This is a genomic window from Bradyrhizobium sp. USDA 4506 (genome assembly GCF_054058795.1).
The window spans coordinates 2,242,513-2,265,821 of record NZ_JBSSBM010000002.1 but is presented as its reverse complement, the minus strand read 5'-3'; the positions used below and the strand labels follow the sequence as shown (position 1 = coordinate 2,265,821).

General features: G+C 64.2%; 26 protein-coding genes and 1 pseudogene. 8 read left to right on the top strand and 19 right to left on the bottom strand.

Annotated elements, in window-relative coordinates:
• The first annotated feature begins 136 nt into the window (after nt 1-136).
• A pseudogene (sugE, locus tag ACVIHF_RS12710) lies at nt 137-453 on the top strand (quaternary ammonium compound efflux SMR transporter SugE).
• Nucleotides 454-512: 59 nt separating this feature from the next.
• On the opposite strand, the gene ACVIHF_RS12705 reads toward sugE, so the two are convergent.
• From ACVIHF_RS12705 to ACVIHF_RS12675, 7 genes are all read right to left on the bottom strand, one after another.
• Nucleotides 513-1,517 carry an inorganic phosphate transporter gene (locus ACVIHF_RS12705; protein WP_092088304.1) on the bottom strand — a complete coding sequence of 335 codons (1,005 nt, stop codon included), beginning with the start codon at nt 1,515-1,517 and terminating at the stop codon, nt 513-515.
• Nucleotides 1,518-1,530: 13 nt separating this feature from the next.
• Nucleotides 1,531-2,175, bottom strand: coding sequence for a DUF47 domain-containing protein (locus ACVIHF_RS12700; protein ID WP_057019846.1), 645 nt, complete (start codon nt 2,173-2,175; stop codon nt 1,531-1,533).
• Between the two features lie 145 nt (nt 2,176-2,320).
• Nucleotides 2,321-3,289, bottom strand: a complete 969-nt coding sequence (locus tag ACVIHF_RS12695; RefSeq protein WP_057019845.1) for a branched-chain amino acid ABC transporter permease — start codon at nt 3,287-3,289, stop codon at nt 2,321-2,323.
• A 1-nt stretch (nt 3,290) separates the two neighbouring features.
• The gene (locus ACVIHF_RS12690; RefSeq protein WP_016839880.1) at nt 3,291-4,154 is read right to left on the bottom strand and encodes a branched-chain amino acid ABC transporter permease; all 864 of its coding nucleotides are present in this window, start codon (nt 4,152-4,154) and stop codon (nt 3,291-3,293) included.
• A 64-nt stretch (nt 4,155-4,218) separates the two neighbouring features.
• Nucleotides 4,219-5,448, bottom strand: coding sequence for an ABC transporter substrate-binding protein (locus ACVIHF_RS12685; protein ID WP_253608945.1), 1,230 nt, complete (start codon nt 5,446-5,448; stop codon nt 4,219-4,221).
• A gap of 40 nt (nt 5,449-5,488) precedes the next feature.
• Entirely contained in the window at nt 5,489-6,232 is a 744-nt protein-coding gene (locus tag ACVIHF_RS12680; RefSeq protein WP_076831885.1) for an ABC transporter ATP-binding protein, read from the bottom strand.
• Entirely contained in the window at nt 6,225-6,980 is a 756-nt protein-coding gene (locus tag ACVIHF_RS12675; protein ID WP_016839877.1) for an ABC transporter ATP-binding protein, read from the bottom strand. Before ACVIHF_RS12675 ends, ACVIHF_RS12680 begins: the two co-directional genes overlap by 8 nt.
• A 339-nt stretch (nt 6,981-7,319) precedes the next feature.
• Here ACVIHF_RS12675 and ACVIHF_RS12670 point away from each other — a divergent pair, with 339 nt between their 5' ends.
• The gene (locus ACVIHF_RS12670) at nt 7,320-7,481 is read left to right on the top strand and encodes a hypothetical protein (protein ID WP_225159108.1); all 162 of its coding nucleotides are present in this window, start codon (nt 7,320-7,322) and stop codon (nt 7,479-7,481) included.
• Nucleotides 7,482-7,484: 3 nt separating this feature from the next.
• The gene (locus ACVIHF_RS12665; protein ID WP_253608947.1) at nt 7,485-8,102 is read left to right on the top strand and encodes a hypothetical protein; all 618 of its coding nucleotides are present in this window, start codon (nt 7,485-7,487) and stop codon (nt 8,100-8,102) included.
• Nucleotides 8,103-8,147: 45 nt separating this feature from the next.
• On the opposite strand, the gene ACVIHF_RS12660 is transcribed toward ACVIHF_RS12665, so the two are convergent.
• The 3 genes from ACVIHF_RS12660 to ACVIHF_RS12650 form a co-directional block, all read right to left on the bottom strand.
• Nucleotides 8,148-8,516 (bottom strand): ArsC family reductase, encoded by a 369-nt coding sequence (locus ACVIHF_RS12660; protein ID WP_085967190.1) that lies wholly within the window; start codon nt 8,514-8,516, stop codon nt 8,148-8,150.
• Nucleotides 8,517-8,615: 99 nt separating this feature from the next.
• On the bottom strand, nt 8,616-9,125 hold the full coding sequence (locus tag ACVIHF_RS12655) for a cytochrome P460 family protein (protein WP_456780683.1): 510 nt from the start codon (nt 9,123-9,125) through the stop codon (nt 8,616-8,618).
• Between the two features lie 20 nt (nt 9,126-9,145).
• On the bottom strand, nt 9,146-10,186 hold the full coding sequence (locus tag ACVIHF_RS12650; RefSeq protein ID WP_456780684.1) for an alpha/beta fold hydrolase: 1,041 nt from the start codon (nt 10,184-10,186) through the stop codon (nt 9,146-9,148).
• A 164-nt stretch (nt 10,187-10,350) separates the two neighbouring features.
• Between ACVIHF_RS12650 and ACVIHF_RS12645 the strand changes: the two genes are divergently transcribed.
• Nucleotides 10,351-11,904: a winged helix-turn-helix domain-containing tetratricopeptide repeat protein gene (locus ACVIHF_RS12645; RefSeq protein ID WP_253608950.1), complete on the top strand. Its 1,554-nt coding sequence runs from the start codon at nt 10,351-10,353 to the stop codon at nt 11,902-11,904.
• A gap of 37 nt (nt 11,905-11,941) precedes the next feature.
• Here the strand turns inward: ACVIHF_RS12645 and ACVIHF_RS12640 are convergent, their stop codons facing one another.
• From ACVIHF_RS12640 to ACVIHF_RS12625, 4 genes are all read right to left on the bottom strand, one after another.
• Nucleotides 11,942-12,706, bottom strand: coding sequence for an SDR family NAD(P)-dependent oxidoreductase (locus tag ACVIHF_RS12640; protein ID WP_253608951.1), 765 nt, complete (start codon nt 12,704-12,706; stop codon nt 11,942-11,944).
• Nucleotides 12,707-13,259: 553 nt separating this feature from the next.
• Nucleotides 13,260-13,655 (bottom strand): (R)-mandelonitrile lyase, encoded by a 396-nt coding sequence (locus ACVIHF_RS12635; RefSeq protein WP_253610027.1) that lies wholly within the window; start codon nt 13,653-13,655, stop codon nt 13,260-13,262.
• Between the two features lie 116 nt (nt 13,656-13,771).
• A complete protein-coding gene (locus tag ACVIHF_RS12630; protein WP_253610028.1) occupies nt 13,772-14,557 on the bottom strand; it encodes a carboxymuconolactone decarboxylase family protein in 786 nt (261 codons plus the stop codon).
• A gap of 85 nt (nt 14,558-14,642) precedes the next feature.
• Nucleotides 14,643-15,410, bottom strand: a complete 768-nt coding sequence (locus tag ACVIHF_RS12625; RefSeq protein WP_253608952.1) for an SDR family NAD(P)-dependent oxidoreductase — start codon at nt 15,408-15,410, stop codon at nt 14,643-14,645.
• A gap of 238 nt (nt 15,411-15,648) precedes the next feature.
• Between ACVIHF_RS12625 and ACVIHF_RS12620 the strand changes: the two genes are divergently transcribed.
• Complete coding sequence (locus ACVIHF_RS12620) at nt 15,649-16,545, top strand: LysR family transcriptional regulator (protein ID WP_253608953.1); 897 nt, start codon at nt 15,649-15,651, stop codon at nt 16,543-16,545.
• A gap of 157 nt (nt 16,546-16,702) precedes the next feature.
• On the opposite strand, the gene ACVIHF_RS12615 is transcribed toward ACVIHF_RS12620, so the two are convergent.
• Complete coding sequence (locus ACVIHF_RS12615) at nt 16,703-17,347, bottom strand: glutathione S-transferase family protein (RefSeq protein WP_253608954.1); 645 nt, start codon at nt 17,345-17,347, stop codon at nt 16,703-16,705.
• Nucleotides 17,348-17,761: 414 nt separating this feature from the next.
• Nucleotides 17,762-19,090 carry a dicarboxylate/amino acid:cation symporter gene (locus ACVIHF_RS12610; RefSeq protein ID WP_456780685.1) on the bottom strand — a complete coding sequence of 443 codons (1,329 nt, stop codon included), beginning with the start codon at nt 19,088-19,090 and terminating at the stop codon, nt 17,762-17,764.
• Between the two features lie 140 nt (nt 19,091-19,230).
• Between ACVIHF_RS12610 and ACVIHF_RS12605 the strand changes: the two genes are divergently transcribed.
• Nucleotides 19,231-19,389 (top strand): DUF5993 family protein, encoded by a 159-nt coding sequence (locus ACVIHF_RS12605; RefSeq protein ID WP_456780686.1) that lies wholly within the window; start codon nt 19,231-19,233, stop codon nt 19,387-19,389.
• 8 nt (nt 19,390-19,397) lie between these two features.
• Nucleotides 19,398-19,943: a disulfide bond formation protein B gene (locus ACVIHF_RS12600; protein ID WP_253608955.1), complete on the top strand. Its 546-nt coding sequence runs from the start codon at nt 19,398-19,400 to the stop codon at nt 19,941-19,943.
• 5 nt (nt 19,944-19,948) lie between these two features.
• Here ACVIHF_RS12600 and ACVIHF_RS12595 read toward each other — a convergent pair whose 3' ends face one another.
• Nucleotides 19,949-20,653 (bottom strand): glutathione S-transferase family protein, encoded by a 705-nt coding sequence (locus ACVIHF_RS12595; protein ID WP_253608956.1) that lies wholly within the window; start codon nt 20,651-20,653, stop codon nt 19,949-19,951.
• A 79-nt stretch (nt 20,654-20,732) separates the two neighbouring features.
• On the opposite strand from ACVIHF_RS12595, the gene ACVIHF_RS12590 reads away from it, so the two are divergent.
• Nucleotides 20,733-21,614: an SDR family oxidoreductase gene (locus tag ACVIHF_RS12590; RefSeq protein WP_253608957.1), complete on the top strand. Its 882-nt coding sequence runs from the start codon at nt 20,733-20,735 to the stop codon at nt 21,612-21,614.
• Between the two features lie 33 nt (nt 21,615-21,647).
• Here the strand turns inward: ACVIHF_RS12590 and ACVIHF_RS12585 are convergent, their stop codons facing one another.
• Both ACVIHF_RS12585 and ACVIHF_RS12580 read right to left on the bottom strand, forming a co-directional pair.
• Nucleotides 21,648-21,992 (bottom strand): Lin0512 family protein, encoded by a 345-nt coding sequence (locus ACVIHF_RS12585; protein WP_076831854.1) that lies wholly within the window; start codon nt 21,990-21,992, stop codon nt 21,648-21,650.
• A gap of 62 nt (nt 21,993-22,054) precedes the next feature.
• Nucleotides 22,055-23,278 carry an MFS transporter gene (locus tag ACVIHF_RS12580; protein WP_253608958.1) on the bottom strand — a complete coding sequence of 408 codons (1,224 nt, stop codon included), beginning with the start codon at nt 23,276-23,278 and terminating at the stop codon, nt 22,055-22,057.
• Between the last annotated feature and the right edge of the window lie 31 nt (nt 23,279-23,309).

The window sequence follows — 23,309 nt, the reverse complement described above, 5'->3', positions numbered from 1 at the left end:
GGAAAACGGGCGCAATCAAGGGCGTTTTGTCGCAATGCGGAACGCCCGCACCATCCCCATATAGGCACCGGAAGGACGACCTTCTCCTCACCATACCGTTCGCGGGGACGACCCTGCCTTATCTGGAGGGTTCGTGATGGCTTGGACCATTCTGTTCACCGCTGGCCTGCTCGAGATCGGCTGGGCGATCGGGCTGAAATATACCGAAGGTTTCTCGCGGCTGGTGCCGTCGGTGCTGACGCTGGCGGCGATGGCCGGCAGCGTCATCCTGCTCGGCCTCGCGCTCAAGACGCTGCCGATTGGAACCGCCTATGCGGTCTGGACCGGGAGATCGGCGCGGTCGGCACCGCGGCGCTCGGCATCATCCTGCTCGGCGAACCCGCGACCGCGATGCGGCTTGCCAGCATCGGACTGATCGTTGCCGGCATCGTCGGGCTGAAGCTGGTTGGCTGATTGCTCCTTTTTGAGACGCGTTTTCTTAACGCGAACCGGCTTCCACTTCGCTCAAAACGCTACTTCAGAATCTGCACCGCCCAATAGCTCGCGGCTGCGACCGCGGCCGACGCCGGGATCGTGATCACCCAGGCGTAGACGATCGAGCTCGCCACATTCCAGCGCACGGCGGAGAGCCGCCGTGCGGCGCCGACGCCGACGATGGCGCCGGTGATGGTGTGCGTGGTCGATACGGGAACCCCGAGATAGGTCGCCATGAACAGCGTCACGGCGCCGCCGGTTTCGGCGCAGAAACCCTGCATCGGCGTCAGCTTGGTGATCCGCAGCCCCATGGTGCGGACGATCCGCCAGCCCCCCATCAGGGTACCCAGCGCCATCGCGCCCTGGCAGGCCAGCACCACCCAGAACGGAATTTCGAAGGTGTCGCCGAGATGGCCCTGCGAATAGAGCAGCACGGCGATGATGCCCATGGTCTTTTGCGCGTCGTTGCCGCCATGGCCGAGCGAATAGAGCGACGCCGAGGCGAATTGCAGGATGCGGAATGCGCGATCGACCGCGAACGGCGTCGAGCGCACCGAGAGCCAGGACACGATCGCGACCAGCACCAGCGCCAGCAGGAAGCCGACCAGCGGCGACAGCACGATCGCGAGCAAGGTCTTGGAGAGCCCGCTCCACACCGCCGCCGAAATCCCCGCCTTCGCCATGCCGGCGCCGACCAGGCCGCCGATCAGCGCGTGCGAGCTCGACGACGGAATGCCCAGCGCCCAGGTGATCACGTTCCAGACGATCGCGCCGACCAATGCTGCGAAGATCACGGTCGCATCCACCACCGACGGCTCGATGATCCCGGTGCCGATCGTGTTGGCAACGTGCAGGCCGAACACCAGGAACGCGACGAAGTTGAAGAACGCCGCCCAGAACACCGCATACTGCGGCCGCAGCACGCGGGTCGAGACGATGGTCGCGATCGAGTTCGCGGCATCGTGCAGGCCGTTCAGGAAATCGAACAGCAGCGCGACCGCGATCAGGATGGTCAGAATTGGAAGACCCAGCGTGGCGTCCACGTGATGCCCCGCTCTACACTTGCTCGATCACGATCGAGTTGATCTCGTTGGCGACGTCGTCGAAACGGTCGGCCACTTTCTCGAGATGGTCGTAGATCTCCGCGCCGACGATGTAGTCCATCGTGTTGGCGTCGCGGTGCTTCAGGAACAGCTCCTTGAGCCCGATATCCTGGAGATCGTCGACCCGGCCCTCGAGCTTGGTCAGTTCCTCGGTGATCTGGGTCAGCATCGAGACGTTGTGGCCGATCGACTGCAACAGGGGCAGCGCGCGGCCGACCAGATTGGCGCATTCGACGATCAGGCCGCCCATCTCGCGCATCGGCGGCTCGAACTCGCGCACCTCGAACAGCATGACCGCCTTTGCGGTCGCCTGCATCTGGTCGACCGCGTCGTCCATCGAGGTGATCAGGTTCTTGATATCGCCACGATCGAACGGGGTGATGAAGGTGCGGCGAACCGCGGTCAGGACCTCGCGGGTGACGCTATCGGCGTCGTTCTCGAACTGATTGACGCGCTGGCAAAAGACCGGAGTCTCCTCCCCGCCCTTCAGCATGTCCTGCAACGCCAATGCGCATTGCACGGAGGTCCGGGCGTGTCGGGCGAACAGGTCGAAAAACCGCTCTTCCTTGGGCAGGAAGGCGCGAAACCAGCGCAGCATGTCTCAGTTCCATCATTCCGGGACAGCCCTTTTAGCGACTGTCACAGAACTGTCATAGAGCATCTGGCGGGGAAAGCATCGGGATCGACCGCCCGAGCGGGCGGTCGTCCACCGCTATGTCGGCCGAAAGTCGCCGGGACCTGCCCTACAGCGACCGCCGCAACAAATGGGCCAGCTCACCGACCAGGCCACGCCGGAACAGCAGCACGCAGGCCACGAAGATCACGCCCTGGATCACCGTCACCCACTGGCCGAAACCCGCGAGATATTGCTGCATGGCGATGATCACGAAGGCGCCGACCACCGGGCCGAAGATGGTGCCGAGACCGCCGACCAGCGTCATCAGCACGATTTCACCGGACATCGACCAGTGCACGTCGGTGAGCGAGGCATTCTGCGCCACGAACACCTTCAGCGAGCCGGCAAAGCCCGCCAGCGTGCCCGACAGGATGAAGGCGAGCAGCTTGTACTGGTCGGTCTTGTAGCCAAGCGAAATCGCCCGCGGCTCGTTTTCGCGGATCGACTTCAGCACCTCGCCGAACGGCGAGTTGATGGTGCGGTAGATCAGCAGGAACCCGGCGAGGAAGCCGACCAGCACCACATAGTAAAGCACCAGCGGCTTCGAGAGATCGAAGATGCCGAGCAGGTGGCCTTGCGGAATGCCCTGGATGCCGTCTTCACCATGGGTGAACGGCGCCTGCAAATAGAGGAAGTAAAGCAGCTGCGACAGCGCCAGCGTGATCATCGAGAAATAGATGCCCTGCCGCTTGATCGAGATGTAGCCGGTGACCAGGCCGAGCAAGGCCGCGGCCGCGGTGCCGACCAGGATGCCGAGCTCCGGCGTCAGCCCCCACACCTTCAGCGCGTGGGCCGAGACGTAGCCGGCGGTGCCGAGGAACATCGCGTGGCCGAACGACAGCAGGCCGCCATAGCCGATCAGGAGGTTGAAGGCGCAGGCGAGCAGCGCGAAGCACAGCGCCTGCATGACGAAGAACGGATAGATCCCCGTCCACGGCACGATCGCCAGCAGCAGCGCCATCGCGGCGAATACGATCATCTCGTCGCGCATCGCGCGCGGCGTGATCGGAAGTGTATCGTCGGTCAATGCTGACATATCAAGCCGCCCGTCCCGTCAGTCCCGTTGGCTTCACCAGCAACACCACCACCATCAGGACAAACACCACGGTGTTGGAGGCCTCGGGATAAAAATACTTGGTCAGTCCCTCGATCACGCCGAGCGCGAATCCGGTGATGATCGAGCCCATGATCGAGCCCATGCCGCCGATCACGACCACCGCGAACACCACAATGATGAGATCGGCGCCCATCAGCGGACGGACCTGGTTGATCGGCGCCGACAGCACGCCGGCAAGCGCGGCAAGACCGACGCCGAGCCCGTAGGTCAGCGTGATCATGCGCGGCACGTTGATGCCGAACGCGCGCACCAGCGTCGGGTTCTCGGTCGCGGCGCGCAGGTAGGCGCCGAGCTGCGTCTTCTCGATCAGGAACCAGGTCGCAAGGCACACCACGAGCGAGAAGATGACGACCCAGCCACGATAGATCGGCAGGAACATGAAGCCGAGATTGACGCCGCCCTTGAGCTGATCGGGGATCGAGTAAGGCAGGCCCGAGGAGCCGAAATAGTTCTGGAACACGCCCTGCACGATCAGCGCGATGCCGAAGGTCAGCAGCAATCCGTAGAGATGATCGAGGCCGGTCAGCCATTGCAGCATGGTCCGCTCGAGGATCATGCCGAAGATGCCGACCACGACGGGTGCGATGATCAGCGCCCACCAGTAATTGATGCCGCCCAGGTTGAGCAGGAAATACGCCACGAAGGCGCCCATCATGTAGAGCGCGCCATGCGCGAAATTGATGATGTTGAGCATGCCGAAGATGACGGCGAGCCCCAGACTGAGCAGCGCGTAGAACGAGCCGTTGATCAGTCCCACCAGAAGCTGTGCGTAGAGAGCCTGCATCGAATGAGCTTTCGCTAGATAGATGAAGCCCGCCGGCCACGCGCATGGCCGGCGGGCATGATCGTCACTTCTTCAGAAGCGCGCAGGTGCTCTTGTCGAGCGGCGTGAAGGCCTGGTTGCCCGGCACGGTGCCGACCAGCTTGTAGAAGTCCCACGGTCCCTTGGACTCCGAGGGCTTCTTCACTTCGAACAGGTAGGCGTCGTGGGTGACGCGGCCGTTGGCCTCGACCTCGCCCTTGCCGAACAACGGATCGTCGGTCGGGATCGTCTTCATCTTCGCGACCACCTTGGCGCCGTCATGCGGATTGCCGCCGAGCGCTTCCAGCGCCTTGAAGTAATGCATGAGGCCCGCATAGACGCCGGCCTGCACCATGGTCGGCGGCGCGCTGTTCTTCATCCGCTCCGAGAAGCGCTTGGAGAAGGCGCGGGTCTTGTCGTTGAGGTCCCAGTAGAACGTCTCGGTGAAGTTGAGGCCCTGCGCGGTCTCGAGCCCGATCGCCTTGACGTCGGTGAGGAACAGCAGCAGCGCCGCGAGCTTCTGGCCGCCCTTGACGATGCCGAACTCGGCCGCCTGCTTGATCGAGTTGGTGGTGTCGCCGCCGGCATTGGCGAGACCGATGATCTTGGCCTTGGAGGCCTGCGCCTGCAGCAGGAAGGAGGAGAAGTCGGCGGTGTTGAGCGGATGCTTGACGCCGCCGACCACCTTGCCGCCATTGGCGGTGACGACGGACGTGGTGTCGCGCTCGAGCGCGGCGCCGAACGCGTAATCCGCGGTGAGGAAGAACCAGGTGTCCCCGCCCGCCTTCACCAGCGCCTGGCCGGTGGCGTGGGCGAGCATGTAGGTGTCGTAGGTCCAGTGCACGGTATTCGGCGAGCACTGCGCGTTGGTGAGATCCGAAGTCGCGGCGCCCGAATTGATGTAGACGCCGTTCTTTTCCTTCACGACGTTGTTGACCGCGAGCGCGACGCCGGAATTCGGCACGTCGACGATGGTGTCGACCTTGTCGACGTCGAACCACTGGCGGGCGATGGTGGTGCCGATATCGGGCTTGTTCTGGTGATCGCCGGAGATCAGGTCGATGGTCCAGCCCTTGGCCTTGAGGCCGGAGTCCTCGATCGCCATCTGCGCCGCCAGCGTCGAGCCGGGGCCGGCGAGATCGGCGTAGAGGCCGGACTGATCCGACAGCGCGCCGATCTTGACCGTCTTGTCGAGCTTTTCCTGGGCGGAGGCGACGCTTGCGGCGGACAGCACCATCGCGGTGCCGAGCAGGAGCGCCGAAATCTTGTTCTTCATGTCGTATTCCCTCGTCCTAAATTTTCTGGTTCTGGCGATATCAGACGCCGAGATAGGTATGGAGCTTGTCCATGTTGGCCGACAGCTCGGAATTCGCGAAGCCGTCGATCACCTTGCCGTGCTCGACAATGTAGTAGCGGTCCGCAACGGTCGAGGCGAAACGGAAATTCTGTTCGACCAACAGGATCGTGAAGCCCTGCGACTTCAGGCGCGCAATGGTGTGCCCGATCTGCTGGATGATGACCGGCGCCAACCCTTCGGTCGGCTCGTCCAGCATCAGGAAGCGCGCGCCGGTGCGCAGGATGCGCGCAATCGCCAGCATCTGCTGCTCGCCGCCCGAGAGCTTGGTGCCCTGGCTGGTGAGGCGCTCCTTCAGGTTGGGAAACAGCGTGAAGATCTGGTCGAGCGGCAGGCCGCCCGGCCGCACCACCGGCGGCAGCAGCAGGTTCTCGCGCACGTCGAGGCTGGCGAAAATGCCGCGCTCCTCGGGACAGAATGCGATGCCGAGCCGCGCGATCTTGTCCGAGGTAGCGCGGATGATTTCCTGATTGTCGAAGCGGATCGAGCCGGAGCGCTTGTTGATGACGCCCATCACCGACTTCAACGTGGTGGTCTTGCCGGCGCCGTTGCGGCCGAGCAGCGTCACCACCTCGCCGGCCTTCACGTTGAAATTGATGCCGTGAAGGATGTGGGATTCGCCGTACCAGGCCTGCAGATCCTTGACCGTCAGCACGTCGGCGCCGGCCGCAGCGACGGGCTTCTCCGCCAGTTTTGCCTCAGCCATGACCCGCTCCCAGATAGGCTTCCTTCACGCGCTCGTCCTTGGAGAGGTCGGCGTAGTTGCCCTCCGCCAGCACCTGCCCGCGCGTCAGCACGGTGATGATGTCGGAGAGGTTGGCCACCACCGAGAGGTTATGTTCGACCATCAGGATGGTGTATTTCGCGGAGATCCGCTTGATCAGCGCCGCGATCTTGTCGATGTCCTCGTGGCCCATGCCGGCCATCGGCTCGTCGAGCAGCATCATCTCGGGGTCGAGCGCGAGCGTCGTTGCAATTTCAAGTGCGCGCTTGCGGCCGTACGGCATCTCGACCGCCGGCGTATTGGCGAATTCGCTCAAGCCGACGTCGTTCAGCAGCTCGTGGGCGCGCGGATTGAAGCGGTCGAGCACGCTTTTCGAACGCCAGAAATCGAACGACGAACCGTGCTGCCGCTGCAGCGCCACGCGAACGTTCTCGAGCGCCGTCAAATGCGGAAATACCGCCGAAATCTGAAACGAGCGGACCAGCCCGAGGCGCGCCACGTCGGCCGGCGGCATCGCGGTGATGTCGTGGCCCTTGTAGCGAATCTGGCCTGCCGACGGCTTCAGGAATTTGGTCAGCAGATTGAAACAGGTCGTCTTGCCGGCGCCGTTCGGCCCGATCAACGCATGGATACTGCCCCGACGCACTTTCAACGCGACGTCGCGAACGGCGAAGAAACCCGCGAATTCCTTGGTCAATCCGCTGGTTTCGAGGATGAACTCATCGGCCAAATAGATTCCCCCATACGCCATCGCTGCGAAGCCCCTCGCCCGCGTGGCCAGCTTTTTTCGTGTCCGACAGGCGTCCGATCCGTCTTGGAAACCGTCCGGGGCCCGTCGCCTCCGGGCCGGAATATGCCGTCATCTGCGGCGGTTACGCAAGGTGGAAAGCTGTGCACTGCGGCATCCGCGTGACCGGTTCCGGTTGATCCTTAGTCGAATGGCATTTCGGCGCGCTTTGCGCCTCGGGAAAGCGGTCGTTAACGGTGTTTTGCTCCGGACTCCCGCTTTCATAGAATATTTGCGCCTCTCGCCGAAGCTCCGGCCATTGCATGATGAACGGCTAGAGCCTTGCATTTCGAGCGCGCCAATCCTTCAGTCGTCAAATCGATCCCGCAACGTGATTTCCTCGGCACGTGGCTGCGACTTTATGCCCGCAGCCAAACCATCCCGCAGATCGATGAACTTGTCCCTGGCCGCATCCCGTCCGGGGATGTGCCTGAATTCGGCTAGCCGATGCAATTCAGAAGTGCCGATCCATCGGTGGTCAAATCGATCACGCAGCGTGTGCTGCTGAACGCCTGGCTGCGCGCGCTGCGCATGCCGGACGCGCTTCCCCTGCTGTGCGACTTCCACACCGAGGGCACCGCCGACGAGCGCGCCGACATGATGGGCTTTGACGTGGTCGGCAGTGGCGAGGCGGCACGTTTCCTGATTACGCAGGAAGGCGCGAGGCTGACGACGGCCTATGGCAACGAGCACATCGAGCCGCCGCTGCGCACCAACCGCTTTCTTGACGATGCGATCGGACCCGAGCGCTATGCCGGCGTGATCCTGTCCTATCGTGCTTGCCTCGCGCGCAAGCGTCCGACCTATACGGTTGCGGAGGTCACGGACGCCGACGGCAAGGACGTGTCCTATGAGCGGCTGCTGCTGCCGTTCGGACGCGGCGACAGCGTCGAGCACATCATCGGCTCCTACAAGGCGATCAGCATCGACGGCCGCTTCCGGCTGCACAACCTGATGGGCGTGAAGGCGAAGTCGGCCCCGGTGGTCACGGAGCGGGCGGTGATCGACCGCAGGTTCGTGCCGGCAGATCGTCCGGCAAGCCAGGATTCGGTCGAGCTGATCTAGACGCGTCGCGTCACGCGAAGCGGTCACGACATCGCTGGAAGCGCCTTAGCCCTTCTTGCGCGCCTTCGCCGGCACTTCCTTGGCGTAGATGTCCGGCTTGAAGCCGACCACGCGCTTGCCCCCGAGATCGAGCACCGGACGCTTGATCATCGAGGGTTGCTCGGCCATCAGCGCCAGCGCCTTGCGCTCGTTCAACCCTTCCTTGTCGGCATCGGGCAGCTTCTTGAAGGTCGTGCCGGCGCGATTGAGCAGCGTCTCCCAGCCGACCTCGTCGCTCCACTGCTTGAGCTTGTCCTTGGCGATCCCGGCGGTCTTGTAGTCGTGGAAGTCGTAGGCGACGCCGTGATCGTCGAGCCAGGCCCGCGCCTTCTTCATGGTGTCGCAGTTCTTGATGCCGTAGATGGTGATGGTCAAAGCCGTTCCCCGCATGCGATTGCGGCGGGGAAATTAGCCTCGCGGCAATCCCGGCGCCAGATCGGAGCCATCAGGTCTCCACACCGATATTGCCGGCGTTCAGTGCGCGTAGCACGTGAAGACGAAATCGTGATCGCTGGCGTGCGCCTCGTGGCAGGCAAAACACGTCTCGTGCTGGGCGGCATCGACCGGCTTGCCGTCGATGAAGCGGCCAAAGCCCCAGCCGCCGGTCGATGCATATTTGGCCGCGTCCTTGACCATGACCTGGACCGTGGTCGCCGGCCCCGTGATGAAGGCGCCGTTGAGGCCTGCAACCGGCTTGCGCTTCCAGGCCAGCTTGACCAGCACGGTGCCGTCGGGGAAACGCGCGGCGCCGTCCTGATAGGCCTTCACGGCGGTGGCGTTGCCGAGCACGCTGCGCAGTTCGTCGAGCCCGGTCTCCTCGCCGACCGCGATCAGCTTCCAGTCGCGATAGCCGTCGGGGATTTTCACGCCGAAGATCGGCGATGCCAGTGCGGCGTCATCGGCATGTCCGACGGCAAACGGCAATGACGCGCTGATGCAGGCTGCCGCGATCGCGGCAGCTGCCCATTTCAAAACCTGTCTCATGATCCTCGATCCGCTCCGTCTCAGACCTTGCTGACGTCGATGATGGCCTGGACGAAGGCCTGCGGCGCTTCCTGCGGCAGATTGTGGCCGATGCCGCCGGTCAGGAGCCGATGCTCGTAATGGCCGGAGAACTTCTTGGCATAGGCCGCGGGCTCCGGATGCGGCGCGCCGTTGGCATCGCCCTCCATCGTGATGGTCGGGATCGCGATGGCAGGCGCCTGCGCCAGCGTCTTCTCGAAGGCATCGTACTTCGCCTCGCCCTCCGCGAGACCTAACCGCCAGCGGTAATTGTGGATCACGATCTCGACGTGATCGGGGTTCTCGAACGCGGCTGCGCTGCGGTCGTAGGTGGCGTCGTCGAACTTCCACTGCGGCGAGGCAAGCTGCCAGATCAGCTTGTTGAAGTCGTGCCGGTTCTTGGCATAGCCCTCGCGGCCGCGCTCGGTCGCGAAGTAGAACTGGTACCACCATTGCAGCTCGGCCTTCGGCGGCAGCGGCATCTTGCCGGCCGCCTGGCTGCCGATCAGATAGCCGCTGACCGAGACCATCGCCTTGCAGCGCTCGGGCCAGAGCACCGCCATGATGTTGGCGGTGCGCGCACCCCAGTCGTAGCCGCCGAGCACGGCCATTTCGATCTTCAGGACGTCCATCAGCGCGATGATGTCGGCGGCGACCGCGACCGGCTGGCCGCTGCGCTTGGTATCGCCCGAGAGGAAGCGCGTGGTGCCATAGCCGCGCAGATGCGGCACGATCACGCGGTAGCCGGCCTCGGCCAGCGCCGGCGCGACGTCGGCATAGCTGTGGATGTCGTAGGGCCAGCCGTGCAGCAGGATCACCGCGGGACCGGACGCAGGACCCATCTCGACATAACCTGTATCAAGCACGCCGGCATTGATCTGCTTGACGGGACCGATCGAGGTGTGGGCGCCAGCCTTTATCGCAGGCAGCGCCGGTTTGGACTGGGCCTGAGCCGAACCGATGAAGCCGAGCCTGGAGGCGGCAAGGATCCCGCCGGCGATGCCAAGGAAGCGGCGGCGCTGCTGATTGATGGACTGCGACATGGCGATCTCCTTAAGTCTGGTGTCGGAATTGAATATTGCAGAGACCGACCCCGTCCGCTTTCAGAGGACGTGGATTTGTCCTTCAGACCGTCGTGATTTTGGCTCCACGCCGCCTGTGCTAGGTTCCGCCACGCATTCAGCTGCCGGCCACCGGACCTTCCAATTTGACCTACTACTTCAATGACTTCACCCTCGATTCCGAACGCCGGGAACTGCGCCGTGGCGATGCTCTGGTGGCCGTCGAGCCGCAGGTCTTCGACCTCCTCGAATTCCTGATCCGCGCCCGCGATCGGGTGGTCAGCCGCGACGAGGTGCTGGCCGCCGTCTGGCACGGCCGGATCGTCTCGGAAGCGACGCTGAGCAGCCGGGTCAATGCGGCGCGGACGGCGATCGGCGACAATGGCGAGGAGCAGCGGCTGATCCGCACCCTGCCCCGCAAGGGTCTCCGCTTTGTCGGCGATGTCAGGGAGGACACCGCGCACGATCGTCCGGCTGCAGGCAATGCCAGCCCGCCGCGGCCGAGCGAGGGCCCGTCGATCGCGGTGCTGCCCTTCACCAATATGAGCGGCGATCCCGAGCAGGATTATTTCGCCGACGGCATCGCCGAGGACATCACCACCGCGCTCGCGCGTTGCAGCCGCCTCACGGTGATCGCGCGCAACTCCGCCTTCACCTACAAAGGCAAGGCGGTCGACATCCGCCAGGTCGGCCGCGATCTCGGCGTCGGCTATGTGCTCGAAGGCAGCGTCCGCCGCGGCGGCGATCGGTTGCGCATCACCGGGCAGTTGATCGACGCCAGCTCCGGCGCGCATCTGTGGGCCGACCGCTTCGACGGCGCGGCCGCCGACGTGTTCGACCTGCAGGACCGCATCACCGAGAACGTGGTCGGCGCGATCGAGCCGACCCTGCTCGTCGCGGAAGCCGAGCGGCTGCGGGCGGCGCCGCCGGACAGGCTCGACGCCTACGACCTGCTGCTGCGCGCCTACAGCCTGCGTTACGAGTTCACGCCCGAGAGCATGGAAGCCGCGCTCGATTGCCTCGACCAGGCGCTGGCGCTCGACCCCGCCTATGCGCCCGCGCTGGCGGCCTCCGCCTATTGTCATGCGATGCGCCATGTCCAGGGCTGGCTGAAGCCGAACGACGCCTACCGGGAGCGCGCGGTGGCGCAGGCCTGGCGCGCGGTCGAGCTCGCGCCCGGTGACCCGCAGGTGTTGTGGATGGCGGCGTTCGCGATCTGGAACATGGCCGACGAGATCGAGCCCGCGCGCGACCTGTTCGAGCGGTCGCTTGCGATCAATCCGAACTCGGCGATGGCGCTCGTGCTCGGCGGCTGGATCGAGGCGATGCGCGGCAATCAGAAAGCTGGCCGCGCCATGATCGAGCGCGCGCAACGGCTGAACCCGCGCGACCCGCGCGGCTGGTTCGCTGCCGCGGCGCTGGCGATCTGCGCGGTGCTCGACCGGAATTTCGCCGAAGCGGTGATGTGGGCCGACAAGGCGCTGGCGCAGAACCGCCGCTTCGCGGTGGCGCTGCGCGTCCTGATCGTGGCGCTGGTGAAGACCGGCGACACCGCACGCGCGGCCCAGATCGCGCGCGAGCTGCTCAAGGTCGACCCGGAGTTCACGATCTCCGGCTTCCTGTCGCGGATCCCGTTCCCGGTGGAAGCGATGTCCGCGACTTATCGTGAAACCCTCACGGCGGCCGGCGTCCCGGACTGACGCCGCTCGCAGGACGCGACGATCATTCACCCGCTGGTTAGGCCAAAATACCTCCATCGACCACCAAGGCATGGCCGACCACAAAGCTTGCCGCCGAGCCGCATAACCATAGAACAGCCGCAGCGATTTCTTCAGGTTCGCCAAGGCGTCCGATCGGTTCGGCTGCTACGAACGCCTTGACGATCTCTGGATCGTTGTTCTTTGTAACCCGCTTCGCCATCGGAGTATTGCCGATAATGCCCGGGCAGACTGCGTTGATACGGATGCCCTTCCCGGCATAATCGAGTGCGGAGGCGCGGGTGAGACCTATCACCCCGAATTTGCTGGCGGAATAGGCGGCGCGCCCTTTGGAGCCCCTCATCCCGCCGATCGACGAGCAGTTGACGATTGCGCCGCTTCTTTGTGCGGTCATGTGGCGAAGCTCCGCCTTCATGCAGTTCCACACGCCGCGCAGATTGACATCGATGATGTTGTCAAACTCGGCATCTTCCGTTTCAACCAATGGCGCAGCATCGCAGTTTATGCCCGCATTGTTGAAAGCTGCATCGAGCTTCCCGTAAGTCTCGATCGCCTGCTCGATCATTGCGTTCACCTGGCCCCGATCCGTTACATCGCAGCCGATGGCAAGGACGTCATGACCCGCGGATCGCAGTTCCGCAGCGGCAGTTTCGAGCAACGCTGTGTTGCTGTCTGCAACGACCACGGACGCGCCTGCAACACCAAATGCCCTGGCTGTCGCCAGACCAATGCCACCAGCGGCGCCGGTAACAAGCGCAACCTTTCCTTCGAAGCTGTCTACCATTGCTGACCTTTCAAAATGCTGGATCTCGTCGAGCAGGCGACGCTGCTCAGAGTGACGGAATTGGCTTACTCAGCTTGCTCAGTGTCGTCACGCGCGCATGCGGGTGATCCAGTATTCCAGAGGCGCCGATTGTTGAGCCGAGAGGCCGCGGCGTACTGGGTCGCCCGGTCGAGTGCCGGGCGATGACAGGTGGAGGGGACAAGGCTCTCTCCACTTGTCGTCCCTGCCGAGTGCGCTATTGCGCACGGAGCAGGGACCCATATTCCGCGGCGGATGTTGTGGACGGGCCTCGTCGTTCTGGCATCGCTCGACGATGACCATCGGTGGTTATGGGTCCCTGCTTTCGCAGGGACGACGGTGAGGATGAGTCGCAATTCAAGATGCCACACCCCGCGGCGTCATCGCCCGGCCGGGCGACGACAACGGTGGGTGAGGACAAAGCTTCGCATCCTCTCAGAGTCCGTCCACAGTGTGCCTTCGGGAGCGACGCCAGGGCGTCCGCGCCACATCGGCGGAGGCGTCGATCATTTCGTCTTTGCGCTGAGCCCTCAACTCACCTTCGATACTGCTCATCGGAGACCTTCTCCATCCAATCCACGTTCTTGCCATTCACTGATTCCTGGATGGCGATATGCGTCATTGCGGTGGTAGGCGAAGCGCCGTGCCAGTGCTTCAGCCCGGGCGGAAACCACACGACGTCGCCTGGACGGACCTCCTTGACGGGCCCGCCCTCGCGCTGCACCCAGCCGAGCCCCGCCGTGATGATCAGCGTTTGCCCGAGCGGATGCGTGTGCCAGGCGGTCCGGGCGCCGGGCTCGAACGTGACTTGGCCGGCGCCGACGCGTGCGGGATCCGGAGCTTGGAACAGAGGATCGATGCGGACCGATCCGGTGAACCAGTCCGCAGACCCCTGGGCAGCGGGACGAGAGCCGTTTCGTTTGATGTCGATATCCATATCCGAACTCCTTCGCTGCACGTTCGAGGTTTCCGCGGTGGCGCTCGTCGCGGCGAATGCAGCAAACGCCGCGGTGGCGACGACGACTTGTCGACGTGAATACGTCACTGCTAGCGGGGCCTTTTCTCGATGACTTCCTTGACCACCGCTGCGGCCGAGAACGCGTTGGGCCAACCCGCATAGAAAGCAAGATGGCCGACGACCTCTCCGGCCGCCTCCTTTGTCAACCCGTTGTCCATCGCCCGGTTCAAATGATAGGTGACCTGGGCGACCTGGCCGGTCGCGACCAAGGCGCTGACGGTGACCAGGCTCCTGTCCCGCGGCGCGAGTCCCGGCCTCAGCCAGAGGTCTCGGAACAGCACATCGGTCGTGTACTGCACGAGGCTGGGCGTGATCTGTCCGAATTGCTGCCCGACGCGCGTGGCACGCTGCGACTCCGCCGCCTCATCCAGGGGAAGTTGTGGTCCGGAAGCCGGCGGCAGTTGATCGGCTCCGATATTGCGACTCTTGAACACGTCCTTTGTTGCCGGAACGGCGTCGATGGCGTTGGCCCAGCCGGTATAGAATGCAAGATGCGTGATGATCTCCGAGATCTCGGCGGGCTTCACGCCGCTGTCGAGCGCGACATTGAGATAGTACGGCAGTTCGACCGTCTGATCGCGCGCGATCAGAGCGGCGACGGTAACGATGCTCCTGTCGCGCGCCGACAGTCCCGGGCGCTTCCACAGATCGCCGAGCACGACGCCTTTGGCATATTTTTCGAGGACGGGCGCGACGGCGCGAATGTCTTCTGACGTAGGCATGACCTTGGTTCCTTCCATCCTGGTCGCCGCCGTCCGGGCAGAGGTCTGTGCCACCAGGCAAAGCGTAATGGCGACCGTCGCGAGGGCTCTCATTAGGAACTCCTTCTTGTTGAACGTGACCCCGCCCGGCTGAATCCGCGCAAAATGCCTAAGATCGGCATACCCCACGGTATGGTCCTCAGTGCGCGGTGAAGCCGCCGTCGACCGGCAGGCCCACGCCGATGACAAAACTCGCGGCCGGACTGCATAGCCACAACACGGCGGCTGCGACCTCCTCGGCCCGGCCGAGGCGGCCGATTGGCTGCTGCTTCATGATTTCGGCCATCGCGTCGGCCTGGCCTTTGAGCATGTCGGCGACCATCGGCGTATCGATTGTGCCGGGGCAGACCGCGTTGATGCGGATACCGCGCGGGGCATATTCGACACCCGCGCTCTTGGTCATTCCGAGCACGGCGTGTTTGGTGCCGTGATAGGCTGCGCGTTGCGGGAGGCCGACGAGACCGCCCAAAGAAGAGCAATTGACGATCGCGCCGCTCCCTTGATCGCGCATCACGCGCAGCTGATGCTTCATGCAGGTCCAGACCCCGCGCTGGTTTACCGCGGTGACGCGCTCGAAATGCTCGATCGGCTCCTCGGCGGCGTCCGACGGCGGCACTTGGATGCCCGCGTTGTTGAACGCCATGTCGAGCCGTCCGTATTCTGCGACCGCGCGATCGACCATCGCCGCCACCTGCGCCTCGTCGGCGACGTCGCAGGCCAAGCCGATTGCGGTGCCGCCGTCTCGGATGATCCGCTCCGCCTCCTTCGCGGCGAGATCGCCGTCCAGGTCGGCCAGCACGACGGAGGCGCCGCTCTCGGCGAACATCCGCGCCGTTGCCAGTCCCATGCCCTTGGCGGCACCGGTGACCAGGGCCACCTGTCCTTTGAAATCATAGACGGGGTTCATTCAGCTCCTCATTTCATCTTGCAGGATCATTCGATCCGTTCGGTTGTCATGCCGGTTTCAGCGCCTCCGCCTCGAATGCCCCTCGGCCAGGACACCGGGCACGCCCGCTCTCGTGACGAGTGCCATCGAATGGCGCTCCCTGCCGCCGCGCGTCGCGCCGACCAGGCTGAACCTAGGTCTTTCGGACGTTAAAGATTAGGTGATAGAACCTGATTGGAATCATTAGTGGAGCTTATGAATGGACCGCGAGAACGCAGGCGACCTCCTCGCATTTCTGGCGGTCGCGAGGGAACGCAGCTTCACAGGCGCGGGAGCCAAGCTCGGCATTTCGCAATCCGCTCTCAGCCAGACCGTCCGCGGTCTGGAGGAACGGCTCGGGGTGAGGCTCCTCAACCGCACCACGCGAAGCGTTGCACCGACCCCGGCGGGAGAGCGCCTGCTCCGGAGCATCGGGCCGAAATTTGAGGAAATGGACGCCGAGCTGTCGGCCCTTGGCGAGCTGCGGGAGAAACCGGCCGGCAACATCCGGATCACGGCGACCGAACACGCCGCCGAAGCGATCCTGCTGCCCGCCCTGGCGAAGATCCTGCCGAATTACCCGGACATCAGCGTCGAAGTCATTGTCGACTACGGCCTCGCGAACATCGTTGCGCAGCGATACGACGCTGGCATCCGGCCCGGCGAACTGGTCGCGAAAGACATGATTGCCGTTCGAGTCGGACCGGATTTGCGGTCCGCGGTCGTGGGCGCTCCGTCATATTTTGCCAACCGAAAGAGGCCGCGCACGCCCCAGGATCTGACCAGCCACAACTGCCTGAACCTGCGCTTGCCGACCCATGGCGGGCTCTACGCTTGGGAATTCGAGAAGGACGGCCGCGCGCTCAACGTGCGGGTCGACGGCCAGCTCGTTTTCAATGGCGCAGGACCGCTCTTGCAAGCGGCGTTGAACGGCTTTGGCCTCGCATACCTGATGGAGCGTAACGTGCAGCCCTACGTCTCCGACGGACGGCTCGTTCGGGTGCTGTCGGATTGGTGTCCTCCATTTTCCGGATACCACCTGTACTACCCTAGCCGTCGTCAATCTTCACCGGCATTCTCGCTGCTGGTTGACGCTCTTCGATATCGAGGGAAGTAGGCGGCACTTCTGCTTGTGGGCCTTCGGCGATCTCGCGAGATGACCGCTTTTCCGCCGCTGTGGGGGTTAAGCGGGGATCAGGCGCCAGCCGCTTATCAGTACACGGCCCAGGCAGTAGACTTGTAAGCGCGAAGCCACAGCCGGATTGAAGCGAGCATTACAATCCCGGTGATCTCGCCGCCCAAGCCTTGGTGGCCTGGCAGCTCTCCATCGCTCGGACGTAGGCAGGGCGTGCCGTCGTGCGGGCGAGATAGTCCCGCTCGGTAGGACCGGGGACGTAATTGCCGGTTCGCATGCCGAGCAGGAGGGCGTAGCTCACCGAGATATCGGCAGCGGTGAATCGGTCGCCGGCGAGATAGGGGCAATCCGCGAGGCGGCGGATAACCAACCCCAGCCGGCTCTCGAAGGTCTCGAATGCCCAACAAGTAACCCGGGCATCTCGCTCGGCTTCGGGCGCCAGTTGGCGACCGACAATGACGGCGTTCATCGGCCCGGCGAGCCCGGCCTCGCCCAGATGGAGAAATTGCAGATAGGACGCGAAGGCGGGATCGTCAGGGGCGACGGCAAGCGAACCTGAGCCGTGGCGGGCGAGCAGGTACTCAAGAATCGCGATCGATTCGACCATGATCGTCTCGCCGTCCTGCAGTACGGGAATGAAGCCGGCGGGATTGATGGCGAGGAAATCGCGATCAACCCCGCCGGCTGCGAGCAGATCGACCGGGCGCAGCCGATAAGCCAATCCCAATTCCTCGAGCAGCCAGACAACACGGAAGCCACGACCTTCGCCATAGACGGTGAGCATAGTTAAGCATTCCTGGATTGGGCTGGATGAACGAACTCGCAGAGGCAAGCCAGCGGCGCAACGGACGATCGACGACGCATCATACACTCAAGGCTTGGCGCATAGTTGTCATCCTACCGTGCGGGCGCTTCCACCTTACGAGTTCACGACCTGGGCTGCGGCCGCGAACAAGGCGCGTTCCCTCTCCCGCCTGCGACGTGGAAGCGTCGGTTGCAGAAGCCCGCAAATGCCATATGCGAAAGCCGTGGGACGAGCGGACGCCTGCGCAATTTCGGAATATTAGAAGAATATCCCTGAGTTGCCCGACGTGTCAAGTTGCTTGGTCGAACGCCGGCTGCCACCGGCAGCGTTGCATGGGGTTGTTTTCGATCTTTTGGCAGCGCCCCTGCGACGGCCCCATCACTTCATAGTGCTCTAGCCTGAGCCGCCCGGCTCGAGCGCCTCGCCGAGCTCGAGCGGATGCGCCATCGTCTCGTGCAGCGCTTGCTTGTCGAGCTCGCCTTCCGACAGGCTGATCACGACGCAGGCGACGCCGTTGCCGATCAGGTTGGTGAGCGCGCGGCACTCGCTCATGAACTTGTCGATGCCGACCAGGATCGCGATCGACTGGATCGGAATATCGGGCACGATCGACAGCGTTGCGGCGAGCGTGATGAAGCCGGCGCCGGTGACGCCGGACGCGCCCTTCGAGGTGATCATGGCGATGCCCAAAATGCCGAGCTCCTGCCAGATCGTCAGATGCGTGTTGGTGGCCTGCGCCAGGAACAGCGTCGCCAGCGTCATGTAGATGTTGGTGCCGTCGAGATTGAAGCTGTAGCCGGTCGGCACCACGAGGCCGACCACCGAGCGCGAGGCGCCGAGATGCTCCATCTTCTGGATCATCTGCGGCAGCACCGTCTCCGACGACGATGTGCCGAGCACGATCAGGAGCTCGTCCTTGATATAGGCGATGAAGCGGATGATCGAGAAGCCGGCGAGCCGTGCGATGGCGCCCAGCACGATCAGCACGAACAGGATGCTGGTGAGATAGAAGGTCGCGATCAGCGCCGCCAGATTCAACAGCGAGCCGAGGCCGTAGGCGCCGACCGTAAAGGCCATCGCGCCGAATGCGCCGAGCGGCGCGACGCGGACGATGATCCGGATGATGCCGAAGAACATCTTGGCGGCCGTGTCGATCGCGGACGCAATCGGCTCGCCGACGTTGCCCATGAGAGCGATGGCGAAGCCCGAGAGAATCGAGATCAGCAGCACCTGCAACAGGTCGCCACGCGCGACCGCGCCGAGATAGCTGTCCGGAATGATCGCCATCAGATGGGCAACGATGCCCTGCTCTTTGGCCTGCGTGACGTAATTGGAGACCGATTTCGGATCGATCGTGGAAGGATCGATGTTGAAGCCGTGGCCGGGCTGCAGCAGCTCGCCGACCAGAAGACCGACCGCAAGCGCCACCGTCGACACCGCCTCGAAATAGATCAGGGTCTTCAACCCGACCCGGCCGACGCGCTTGAGGTCGCCCATCGAGGAGATGCCGTGCACCACGGTGCAGAAGATGACCGGCGCGATCATCATCTTGATCAGCGCGATGAAGCCGTCGCCCAGCGGCTTCAATTCCTTGCCGAGATTCGGATAGAAATATCCGATCAGGACACCTGCCACGATCGCGATCAGCACCTGGACGTAGAGGATCTTGTACCAGGGCTGATGACGGGGATGGGCAACGGGCTTGATCGCGGCTGTGGTCATGAGGTGCCCCGGCTGGGATGAACTCAACTGGTGATGCCATCTTGGCGGAGCCGCGCGCAAGCGACAATGCCCATTCGTGGCGTCGCGAGCGCACACGAATCTGTCATAGACTGCGGCCGGCTCGCACCGGGAGGCTGGGAATGGAATTCACGGCATTATTTCTCGCCATCACCATCGCCATGCTGGTGGCCTGGCGTGGCCCGCGGCCCGTCGCGATCGGCCTGTTCGCGGTGATCCTGATCGCCTGCGTCGCGACCTTGCTGCACCACGCCACCGACCGTCTCACCTTCTCGTTCTGAGGCCGGCCATGAACGACACGCAGGCCGTCACCCTCAATGCCGTCGCGCTCTATGGGCTGGCGCTGGTACTGGCCGCCGCCTTTGCCGCGCAGCTGCTGCTCCACGAGCTGCCCTGTCCGCTCTGTCTGTTGCAGCGCATCCTGTTCGCCCTGCTGGCGATCGGGCCGATCCTCAATATCCGCTTCGGGCCACGGCCGAGTCATTATGCGTTGTCGCTGCTGACGGCCACGGTCGGCGCCACGGTCTCGATCCGGCAGGTGCTGCTGCACATCCTCCCCGGCGACGCGGGTTACGGTTCGGCGCTGCTCGGCTATCATTATTATACGTGGGCGCTGATCGGATTCATCGCCGCGATCGTGCTACTCGCGGCGATGCTGCTGTTCGACCGCCAGTTCGAGCACCGCGGGGCGCCGGGCAGCTCGCCCGGCAGGTTCGCGCAAGCTGCGGTATGGCTGGTGGTCGGGCTGACGGCACTGAATGTGCTCTCCACCCTGCTCGAGTGCGGCTTTGCCGCCTGCGCCGACAATCCCGTCGTCTATGAGCTGCTGAAGTAGGTTGCTTAGGGACGCTTCGGAATATTCAATCCGCGCTCCACCGCCGGCCGCTTGAGACCGCGCTCCAGCCAGGCCGCGACCTGCGTGAACTGGTCGAATTCGACGAGCTCGCGCGCACCGTAGAAGCCGATCAGATTGCGCACCCAGCCGAGCATCGAGATGTCGGCGATGCTGTATTCATCGTCCATGAACCACTGCCGTCCGGCGAGATGCGTCTCCATCACGCCGAGCAGGCGCTTCGACTCGGCGATGTAGCGCTGCAGCGGCCGCTTGTCCTCGTAATCCTTGCCGGCGAATTTGTGGAAGAAGCCGACCTGGCCGAACATCGGTCCGATGCCGCCCATCTGGAAATGCACCCACTGGATGGCCTGATAGCGGCGCGCGACGTCCACCGGCAACAGCTTGCCGGTCTTGTCGGCGAGATATTGCAGGATAGCGCCGGATTCGAACAATGGCAGCGGCTTGCCGCCGGGGCCGTTGGGATCGAGGATCGCCGGAATCTTGCCGTTCGGGTTCAGCGACAGGAACTCCGTCGTCTTCTGGTCATCCTTGTTGAAGTCGACGAGGTGGACCTCGTAGGGCAGCCCGATCTCCTCGAGCATGATCGAGACCTTCACGCCGTTCGGCGTCGGCAGCGAATAGAGCTGCAGGCGGTCCGGATGCTGGGCGGGCCAGCGTTTTGTGATGGGAAAGGCAGACAAGTCGGTCATGTCGACATTCTTTTGCAGGGTTGTTGTTGGACGGCTAATGTACGGAGCTCAGTGAAAGCCGCAAGGTCTGCAACCGGCCATGAACGATCAACAGACGGGCGCAACGACAGGCGCAATGCTCGGCCTCTCCGACGACGAACTCGCAACGCACCCGACCGTGTTCGCCCCCGATGCGCTCGCCGGTCGGGTGGTCGTGGTGTCCGGCGGCGCCGGCGGCATCGGCAGCGCCATCGCATGGCTGTTCGCCCGGCTCGGCGCGCATGTCGTCGTCGCAGGCCGCAATGCCGGCAGGCTCGACGCACTGGTCGATCGTCTCGTCCATCGCGGGCTCAAGGCGTCCGCGCATGTCGCCGACATCAAGGATCCCGACGCGGTCGATGCAATGTTCGAGGCGCTGTGGACCGAGCACGGCCGTGTCGATCATCTCGTCAACAGCGCCGGCGGCCAGTTCCCGCACCCCGCGATCGACGTCTCGATCAAGGGCTGGAATGCGGTCATCAACACCAACCTCAACGGCACCTGGTACATGATGCAGGCCGCGGCGCAGCGCTGGCGCGACCGCAAGCATCCCGGCAGCATCGTCAACATCGTCGTGGTCACGACGCACGGCCTCTACGGCATTGCGCACTCGATCGCGGCACGCTCCGGTGTGATCGGCCTGTCGCGCGCACTCGCGGTCGAATGGGCGCCGCTGAACATCCGCATCAACTGCATCGCGCCCGGCGCGATCGAGACCGAGGGTTGGAACGTTTACAGCGAAGCGGCGCGCGCCGCCTACCCGCGCTCCAATCCGATGATGCGCCCGGGCACGCCCTGGGACATTGCGGAGGCAGCCGCCTACCTCGCCGCGCCCTCCGGCAAGTTCATCACCGGCGAGACGCTGACCGTCGACGGCGGCGGCCAGCATTGGGGCGAGACCTGGACGACCGGCAAGCCCGACTATTTCAGAGGCGGCGAATAACGCACGCATGGCGGTCGCCCTGACGCACTTGCGTCACTTGCCGTCGTCGAAGCTGACGATGACGGCGGCATTCGCGATCAGGATCGGGTCGTTGCCGAGATCGGACGGAATCTCGAGCCCGCCCGCGATCGCCTTCACGGTCTTGGTGCCATAGGGCAATTCCTTCGCGACCGCTTCGATATCGACATCTTCGGGATTCGGCACGGCGATCGTGACGTCGACGAACATGTCGTTGGCGGTCTTGCCGAGCATGCGGAAGAAGCCGAGGCTGGAATGGCGGATGGCGTCCGAGACGGCCCGCTTGGCGGCCTTGGTGGCGTCGCGGCCATGGACGTCGACGCCCATGCCCATTTCGGTGATACAGCGCACGCGTGTCATGAAGGTTCCTGTTGTCGTTGGCGTGAGAGACCTTCATTCCTTCGGCCCCTGCGCGCGCGGCGTCAAGCCGGGTCCCTCGCCTCGCTTACGCTGTTGTGATCGCCGCGCGCCAGCATCCACGCCGCGAGACCGGCAAGGATCGCCGCAGCCACCACCATGACGCAGGCCGCGCGCCAGCCCCATGCCGAGACCACAGCGCCGACCGCGATCGGACCGGTGACCTGGCCGAAATTGCTGCCCGTCATCAACAGGCCCATCATGACAGGCACCATCGCCGCCGATCGCGCCGCCGCGGGTGCGGTTGCCAGCAACGTCGCCGGGATCAGGCCGCCGATCGCGGAGAACAAAAGGCACAGCCAGAATGCGCCCCAGCCGCCGAGCACCGGCAGGAAGATTCCAAGCGCGGACGCGCCCATCACGAATGCCGCCACGGCGATCAGCAGGTTGCGGCTGACGCCGCGCGCAAGCAGATGACCGGCGGCGAGATTGCCGACGATGTTGCCGGCCGCGGCCAACGCACTGAGCCCGCCGGCGCCTTGGCTGGACACGCCGAGCCGCTCGGTCAGCAGGATCGGCAGGAAGCTGAACAGCGCAAAGAACATCAGGCTGTAGAGCGCAAACAGCACCATCAGAAGCGCCGGCGTGCGGCGCTGTGCCAGCGCGGTGGCTTCCTGCATCAGGCCGCTCCGCGCCGGGCCGGTCCGCGATGCCACTTCAGGCACAATGACGCCGGCGAGCACGAACAGCAGGGCGACAAAGGCAGCACTGGCCCACCAGATCGTGCGCCAGCCATCGAAGATCGGACCGGCGACCAGCGCCAGCGCGATCCCGAACGGCATCACGCAGCTCCACACCGCCATGGTGACGTCGCGCGCGCTGACATCGACGACACGATCCAGCAATGCAGGAGCCGCGACCATCACCAGCAGGAAGCCGAGCCCTTCCAGCAGGCGCGACGCCAATAGCACCGCTAACTGTGGCGCGAGCGCGCCCGAGGCTGCCCCCAGCGTGATGGCCGCGAGCCCGCACAGCAGCACCTTGCGAGCACCAACCGCGGCAATCACCACGCCCGCCGGCACGCTGCCGACAAGGCCGAGGACCGCAAAGATGCCGGCGATCGTTCCGACCGCGGCAAGGTCGATGCCGAGGCTCTGTTGCAGCATCGAGGCGGCAATCGGAACCTTGCCGACCTGCAGCGCCGCGCCGATCCCGCAACCGATCACGATGGCGACCGTGGCCCATCGCTTCGCCTCGGTCTGCTGCATCACGGCCGTCTCGATCGTCATGCGTCCACTCCGCCCTGGTCAGAGCACAGAG

Bases quoted from the DNA above. Each gene is read 5' to 3' on its own strand.
- ACVIHF_RS12700 (WP_057019846.1), bottom strand. From the start codon at position 2,175: ATGCTGCGCTGGTTTCGCGCCTTCCTGCCCAAGGAAGAGCGGTTTTTC.
- ACVIHF_RS12695 (WP_057019845.1), bottom strand. From the start codon at position 3,289: ATGTCAGCATTGACCGACGATACACTTCCGATCACGCCGCGCGCGATG.
- ACVIHF_RS12690 (WP_016839880.1), bottom strand. From the start codon at position 4,154: ATGCAGGCTCTCTACGCACAGCTTCTGGTGGGACTGATCAACGGCTCG.
- ACVIHF_RS12685 (WP_253608945.1), bottom strand. From the start codon at position 5,448: ATGAAGAACAAGATTTCGGCGCTCCTGCTCGGCACCGCGATGGTGCTG.
- ACVIHF_RS12680 (WP_076831885.1), bottom strand. From the start codon at position 6,232: ATGGCTGAGGCAAAACTGGCGGAGAAGCCCGTCGCTGCGGCCGGCGCC.
- ACVIHF_RS12665 (WP_253608947.1), top strand. From the start codon at position 7,485: ATGCAATTCAGAAGTGCCGATCCATCGGTGGTCAAATCGATCACGCAG.
- ACVIHF_RS12655 (WP_456780683.1), bottom strand. From the start codon at position 9,125: ATGAGACAGGTTTTGAAATGGGCAGCTGCCGCGATCGCGGCAGCCTGC.
- ACVIHF_RS12650 (WP_456780684.1), bottom strand. From the start codon at position 10,186: ATGTCGCAGTCCATCAATCAGCAGCGCCGCCGCTTCCTTGGCATCGCC.
- ACVIHF_RS12640 (WP_253608951.1), bottom strand. From the start codon at position 12,706: ATGGTAGACAGCTTCGAAGGAAAGGTTGCGCTTGTTACCGGCGCCGCT.
- ACVIHF_RS12630 (WP_253610028.1), bottom strand. From the start codon at position 14,557: ATGAGAGCCCTCGCGACGGTCGCCATTACGCTTTGCCTGGTGGCACAG.
- ACVIHF_RS12625 (WP_253608952.1), bottom strand. From the start codon at position 15,410: ATGAACCCCGTCTATGATTTCAAAGGACAGGTGGCCCTGGTCACCGGT.
- ACVIHF_RS12620 (WP_253608953.1), top strand. From the start codon at position 15,649: ATGGACCGCGAGAACGCAGGCGACCTCCTCGCATTTCTGGCGGTCGCG.
- ACVIHF_RS12615 (WP_253608954.1), bottom strand. From the start codon at position 17,347: ATGCTCACCGTCTATGGCGAAGGTCGTGGCTTCCGTGTTGTCTGGCTG.
- ACVIHF_RS12610 (WP_456780685.1), bottom strand. From the start codon at position 19,090: ATGACCACAGCCGCGATCAAGCCCGTTGCCCATCCCCGTCATCAGCCC.
- ACVIHF_RS12605 (WP_456780686.1), top strand. From the start codon at position 19,231: ATGGAATTCACGGCATTATTTCTCGCCATCACCATCGCCATGCTGGTG.
- ACVIHF_RS12600 (WP_253608955.1), top strand. From the start codon at position 19,398: ATGAACGACACGCAGGCCGTCACCCTCAATGCCGTCGCGCTCTATGGG.
- ACVIHF_RS12595 (WP_253608956.1), bottom strand. From the start codon at position 20,653: ATGACCGACTTGTCTGCCTTTCCCATCACAAAACGCTGGCCCGCCCAG.
- ACVIHF_RS12590 (WP_253608957.1), top strand. From the start codon at position 20,733: ATGAACGATCAACAGACGGGCGCAACGACAGGCGCAATGCTCGGCCTC.
- ACVIHF_RS12585 (WP_076831854.1), bottom strand. From the start codon at position 21,992: ATGACACGCGTGCGCTGTATCACCGAAATGGGCATGGGCGTCGACGTC.
- ACVIHF_RS12580 (WP_253608958.1), bottom strand. From the start codon at position 23,278: ATGACGATCGAGACGGCCGTGATGCAGCAGACCGAGGCGAAGCGATGG.